The following is a 5916-nucleotide window of genomic DNA, read 5'->3' as shown; positions in this document are numbered from 1 at the left end:
GGGGTGGGGACCGGGTCGGATCCGGGAGGGGCGGCGCTCAGGCCAGCAGGAACACCGCCACGAGCAGGGCCGCGGTCGCGCCGATGACCACGATCACCTCCAGGGGGACCATGGTCTGGGGCTCGTCCTCCGCACCCAGCGCGGCGGGGCCCGCCCCGTCCACGTCCCTGACCGGCCCGCTGAGCGGGCGCGCCTTGTGGCGCTCGGCGTCCTGGCGCAGCTGTCGGGCGGCCAGGTCCACCGGACGCGTGGAGGCGGGGTCCCCGTCGTCGTCCGGATCGAGGAATCCCCCCTCCCGGCGCATGTTGTCGCGGACCCGCTGACGCTTGGTCTCGCGCAGCGGCCACGAGCGCACCACGCCCCCCGGCGTGTGCACCCGCAGGACGTCGGTGACGTCCACCCAGAGCACCGCCGCCCACGGCACGAAGGTCTCGCGCAGCGGGTTGACCACCCTCAGGCCGCGCTCGGTGGAGACCACGCGCGGGCGCAGCCAGACCAGGTACACCGCGGAGACGGTCGCGATCAGCAGGGCCCCCGCGATCCAGGCCTGGCGGCCCTCGCCGCGCAGGAGCACGTCCACCAGCAGCAGGGCCGCGATCACGGTCCACACGATCGCCGCCACCCGCGTGAAGGTGGAGTAGTGGGTGGTGGGGTTGGGTCCGTCCATCAGGAGGTCGTCCACTTCAGCTGCGCGAAGCCGGGCTTGATGACCCCGTTGATCAGCGCGAGGCGCTCGTCGAAGGGCAGGAAGGCCGACTTCATGGCGTTGACCGTGAACCACTGGACGTCGTCCCAGCCGTACCCGAAGGCCTCGCAGAGGCGGGCGAACTCCTCGGACAGGCTGGTGCCGCTCTGGAGGCGGTTGTCGGTGTTGACGGTGACGCGGAAGCGCAGGTCGCGCAGGAGCCGGATGGGGTGGTCGGCGATGGACTCCGCGGCTCCGGTCTGCACGTTGGAGCTGGGGCACATCTCCAGCGGCACCCGCTTGTCGCGCACGTACTGGGCCAGGCGGCCCAGCCGCGGGGCGCCGCCGGTGTCGGTGTCGATGTCGTCGATGATGCGCACGCCGTGGCCCAGGCGGTCGCACCCGCACCACTGGAGGGCCTCCCAGATGGAGGGCAGGCCGAACGCCTCGCCCGCGTGGATGGTGAAGTGGAAGTTCTCCCGGCGCAGGTACTCGAACGCGTCCAGGTGCCGGGTGGGCGGGTTGCCCGCCTCGGCGCCCGCGATGTCGAACCCGGCCACGCCCGCGTCGCGGTAGCGGACCGCCAGCTCGGCGATCTCCGAGGAGCGCGCGGCGTGGCGCATGGCGGTGACGAGCTGGCCGGTGCGGATGCTGCGCCCCTGGTCGGCGGCGCGCTTCCGGCCGAGTTCGAGTCCCTCCTGGACGGCCTCGACGACCTCCTCCAGGGTGAGCCCGGCCTCCAGGTGCTGCTCGGGGGCGTAGCGCTGCTCGGCGTAGACCACGCCGTCGGCGGCCAGGTCCTCCGCGGCCTCGGCGGCGACCCGCACCAGGGCGTCACGGGTCTGCATGACCGCCGTGGTGTGCGCGAACGTCTCCAGGTAGCGCTCCAGCGAGCCGGAGTCGGAGGCCTCGCGGAACCACCGCCCCAGCTCCTGCGCGTCGTAGGTGGGCAGACCGGTGTAGCCGGTCTCCCGGGCCAGTTCCACGACGGTGGCCGGGCGCAGCCCGCCGTCGAGGTGGTCGTGCAGCAGTACCTTCGGCGCCCGCCGGATCTGGTCGACTGTGAGTGGCTGGTTCATGGATTCAGGATGCCACCAGCCGGGGAGCCGCCCCGACAGGCGGACGCGGGTCGCCGCGTCGGGCGGCCGGGGCGGCGGGCGGGGAGTCGGGTGGTGCTATGCGCTCGTGCGCGCTGGGGTCCGCCGCGGTGCGCGCGGCGGCTCGGGGCTCCCCGTCCCGCGGGCCGCGTCAGGCCATGGCCTCCTCGGTGTCCACGCGGGTGTCGCGGCGCGAGCTCTCCCACAGCGCCGTCAGCGCGGTGGTCACCATGAAGCGGGTGCCCGTGCCGATGGCGCGCTCGTCCACGTCGAAGGTGCCCCGGTGCAGGTCCAGCATGGGGCCGTCCCAGTCCGGGGAGTGGGTGCCCAGGCGGGCCAGCGCGCCGGGGACGTGCTCCAGGTACCAGGCGAAGTCCTCGCCGCCCAGGCTCTGCGGGGTGGAGGCCGCCGCCTCGGGGCCCAGGGCGGCGGTGACGGCCTCGCGCATGAGGGCCACGCTGGTCGCCTCGTTGATGGTGGGCGGCACGCCCCGCCGGTAGGTCACCTCGGCCTCGGCGCCGTAGGCCGAGGCCACCGACTCCACCAGCCCCTTGATGATGTCGGGGGCCGCGTGCCAGGCCTCGTCGTCCAGGCAGCGCACGGTGCCCTCGGCGACGGCGTCGTCGGGGATGACGTTGGGCGCGGAGCCGGCGCTGATCCTGCCCCACACCAGGCTGAACCCGGCCCGGGGGTCGATCCGCCGCGACAGCGCGGCGGGCAGCTCGGTGACGACCTTGCCCAGGGCGTAGACGAGGTCGGAGGTCAGGTGCGGGCGCGCGGTGTGCCCGCCCGGGCCCGACAGGCGCACCATGAGCTGGTCGCAGGCGGCGGTGATGCCGCCCGTGCGCAGCCCGACCCGGCCCGTCACCAGGCGGGGGTCGCAGTGCAGGGCGAAGATGCGGTCCACGCCCTCCATGGCCCCGGCGTTGATCACCTCCACGGCGCCGCCGGGGAGCTCCTCGGCGGGCTGGAAGATGAGCCGGACCCGGCCAGGCAGCGCGCCCGCCCTCTCCAGCTGCGCCAGGAAGACCCCGGCCGCCAGCACGACCGTGGTGTGCACGTCGTGCCCGCAGGCGTGGGCGACCCCCGGCACGGTGGAGCGGTAGGGGACGTCCTTCTCGTCCGTCAGTGGCAGGGCGTCGATGTCGGCGCGCAGGGCCACCAGGGGACCGGTGCCGGATCCGATGTCGCAGACCAGACCGGTGCCCTGGGGCAGTTCCCGCGGTTCGAGGCCCACCTCGCGCAGGCGTTCGGCGATCCGCCCCGTGGTGCGGTGTTCGGCGAAGGCGAGTTCGGGGTGCATGTGCAGGTCCCGGCGGAAGCCGCTCAGCTCCCGCCCGTGCCGCGCCAGGAAAGCGGTCAACTGTTCCGGCAGGTCATGTCCCTGCATGCGAGGGTCCCCTCTTCTCCACGTCTCAGCGCGTACCGGCTCCGTCGCCGGCACCGACCCTTGCGCGGGTGGGAGGACCGCCCTGGAGCTCGGCGGCGAGCATGTCCACGACGTCGTCGAGGGTCCCGCCCTCGGCGATGACCGCGCGCTGACGTTCGTAGGAGGCGCCCTTGTCCAGGATCTCGGAGATCAGGTCCAGGTCCTCGGCGCAACCCAGGCGGGTCGCGACCGGTTTCAGCTCGCGGACCAGCTCGTACAGGTCGTCGCGGAGCGGAACCGTGGTTCCGCGCGCGTCCGTGATGACACGAGCGTCGAGTCCGTAGCGGGTGGCACGCCACTTGTTGTCCTTCACCACCCAGGACGGCGGGCTGGGCAGACCGTACCCGCGGTCGAGCTGGTGATCGAACAGCTCCACCAGGCTCTGAGAGAGCGCGGCGGCCATTCCCACCTCGCGCAGGGTGGGAATACCGTCGAACATCCGGATCTCGATGGTGCCGAAATCAGGGTGCGGACGGATGTCCCACCACACTTCCTTGATAGAGGCGATGGTACCTGCCCGGAGAAGCGTTTCGAGGTATTCCTCGAAAGCGGCCCAGTGCGGAAGGTTCGGCGGCGGCCCCGCGGTGGGCAGCGTGCCGAAGATGACGGACCGGGAGGAGGCCAGGCCGGTGTCCTGTCCGCCCCAGAACGGGCTGGACGCGCTCAGGGCGAGGAAGTGCGGCAGGTAGCGCGACAGGGCGTTGACCATGGGGATGGCCTTGTCCCTGTCGCGCACGCCGACGTGGACGTGGACGCCGCACGTCAGGATGCGCCGGACCAGCCACTGCATCTGCTCGACCAGCTCGCCGTAGCGCTCGCCGGGGCTGAGCTCCTGGTCGCGCCAGTCGTCGATGGGGTGGGTTCCCGAGCAGGTCAGCGTGGTCCCCCAGGGCGCGAGGACCTCCCTCATGCGGTCGATGTTGCGGCCCAGGTCGCCCTTGGCCTCTTCGACCGTCTCGCAGATCCCGGTCACGACCTCCACCTGGGACTGCATGAGCTCGTGGCGCAGCGGCGGGGCGGAGTCGGAGCTGAGCTCGGGGAGTTCGGCCAGGAGCTTGGGCGCCTCCTGTCTCAGGTGCCGACTGCGCCGGTCGACGAGCTGGAGTTCCCACTCCACTCCGATCGTCGCGCGTTCGGACGAGTTGAATGCGATTCCCATCTGCCCTCCGAAGGGGGTGTTTGCGGCCGTCCCCGGCCGTCGCACCGTCGCGCCCCGGAGAACCGGTCAACCGGGACAGGGGAGGACTACCCCTCACGCACCGCACACATACGGGACAATCGCCTCGCTTCATGCGAATTCCGTGGAAAGAATTTCTGTTTCGGGCGTGCCGCCGGAACGCCTACACGCGATCGCCGCGGCGTCGGCGCAGCGCCCACGCCGTGGTGCCCGCGGCACCGGCCGCTCCCAGCAGGGACAACACCCCGGCCAGCGCGCGCCGTGCCCGGCGGCGCTCGGCCGCCTCCCGCGCCGCCACCCGCGCCGTCACCCCCGAGACCCAGTCCGGGCGGGTCCAGTCCATGCCGTGCTCCTCCGGCAGGGGCAGGGAGCCGGTGTAGGGCGGCGGCATCGGCAGCCACGTGGCCGTCCACGCCGCGCTGAACATCACCAGGCGCATCACGAGGTTGATCCACACCAGCAGCCCGACCAGGACGGCGAAGGACGCGTAGACGGGGTTGCCGAGCGTCCCGGCCAGCAGCACCGCCGCCGCGGCCTTGAGGACCTCGAATCCGACCGCCCCCAGCAGGGCTCCCCTCCACATCATCCGCGTGGGCCGCCCGCTGCCCGACAGCAGCGCGAAGGCCAGCACGAAGATCACTATGTTGGCGCCGACCGCGATGACCAGGGCCAGCGCGCGCAGGGACAGGTTGGCCAGGAGCGAACCGTCCAGGCCCACCAGCCCGAGGAGCCACTGCGTGGCGGTCTGGGCGACGCTGGTGAAGGCCACCGCGAGCAGCAGCGCCGCGCCCAGGCCCAGCATGACCAGCAGGTCGGCCAGCTTGCGCAGGAGGATGTTGGGACCCTCCCTGAGGTTCTTGAGCCAGATGGAGTGCAGGGCCTCGCGCAGCGCCGACACCGCGTTCAGGCCCGCGTAGAGCAGACCGAGCACACCGATGACACCGGCGCCCACGCGGGCCTGGGCGATCTCGTCGATGGGCAGCTGCTCGGACAGGCCCGGCAGGACGCCGTCCAGCGCCTGCTGGAGGTAGTCGCCCACCTCGACCTGCACGGCGGCGAGGTAGCCGACCGCGGCGAAGGCCAGCGCCAGCAGGGGGAAGAAGGACAGGAAGGCGAAGTAGGTGACCGCTCCGGCCAGCTGGTTGCCGTTGCGGTCGGCGTAGCGCTCGTAGGCCCGGACCAGGTGGTCGAGGGCGGGCCTGCGCCTGCGCAGCTCCCAGTACGCGTCCATGCCCAGGTTCCGGTAGTGCCTGCCGGTGTCCCTGGCCCGGTCCAGCGCTGCGGCCACGCGGCCTCCCTCTCCGTCGCACGTGTCACCCGTGTCCCTACCCCGCGCGGCTCCGCGGTCACCGGTGGCCCGCAACCGTAGCGGCGCCGCGCTCCCCCGTGAAGCCTCCGCGCCGGATTCGGCGGCGAACACCCCCGTACGGGGACGAAGCGCTTCAGCGGGGGTGATCACGGACACGTCCGGGCCTTGGGCAGACTTGGGGGACGGAGATCCATCCGGCGGAAGGGGGCCTCGGTGGGG

General features: G+C 72.6%; 5 protein-coding genes. All 5 read right to left on the bottom strand.

Features of this window, described 5'->3' with window-relative positions; translation table 11 throughout:
• Positions 1-37 precede the first annotated feature (37 nt).
• Positions 38-667, bottom strand: a complete 630-nt coding sequence (locus DQW06_RS04755; protein WP_013154957.1) for a PH domain-containing protein — start codon at positions 665-667, stop codon at positions 38-40.
• The gene (locus tag DQW06_RS04750; RefSeq protein ID WP_013154958.1) at positions 667-1764 is read right to left on the bottom strand and encodes an adenosine deaminase; all 1098 of its coding nucleotides are present in this window, start codon (positions 1762-1764) and stop codon (positions 667-669) included. The genes DQW06_RS04755 and DQW06_RS04750 overlap by 1 nt, the downstream gene beginning before the upstream one ends.
• Positions 1765-1933: 169 nt before the next feature.
• Positions 1934-3172 (bottom strand): M20 family metallopeptidase, encoded by a 1239-nt coding sequence (locus DQW06_RS04745; RefSeq protein ID WP_013154959.1) that lies wholly within the window; start codon positions 3170-3172, stop codon positions 1934-1936.
• 25 nt (positions 3173-3197) lie between these two features.
• Positions 3198-4370 (bottom strand): glutamate--cysteine ligase, encoded by a 1173-nt coding sequence (locus DQW06_RS04740; RefSeq protein WP_013154960.1) that lies wholly within the window; start codon positions 4368-4370, stop codon positions 3198-3200.
• Positions 4371-4551: 181 nt separating this feature from the next.
• Positions 4552-5676 carry a YihY/virulence factor BrkB family protein gene (locus tag DQW06_RS04735; protein ID WP_013154961.1) on the bottom strand — a complete coding sequence of 375 codons (1125 nt, stop codon included), beginning with the start codon at positions 5674-5676 and terminating at the stop codon, positions 4552-4554.
• Between the last annotated feature and the right edge of the window lie 240 nt (positions 5677-5916).

The sequence above is a fragment of the Nocardiopsis sp. TNDT3 genome, assembly GCF_003427465.1.
Lineage (GTDB): Bacteria > Actinomycetota > Actinomycetes > Streptosporangiales > Streptosporangiaceae > Nocardiopsis > Nocardiopsis dassonvillei.
This window is presented reverse-complemented; position numbering and strand designations above follow the sequence as displayed.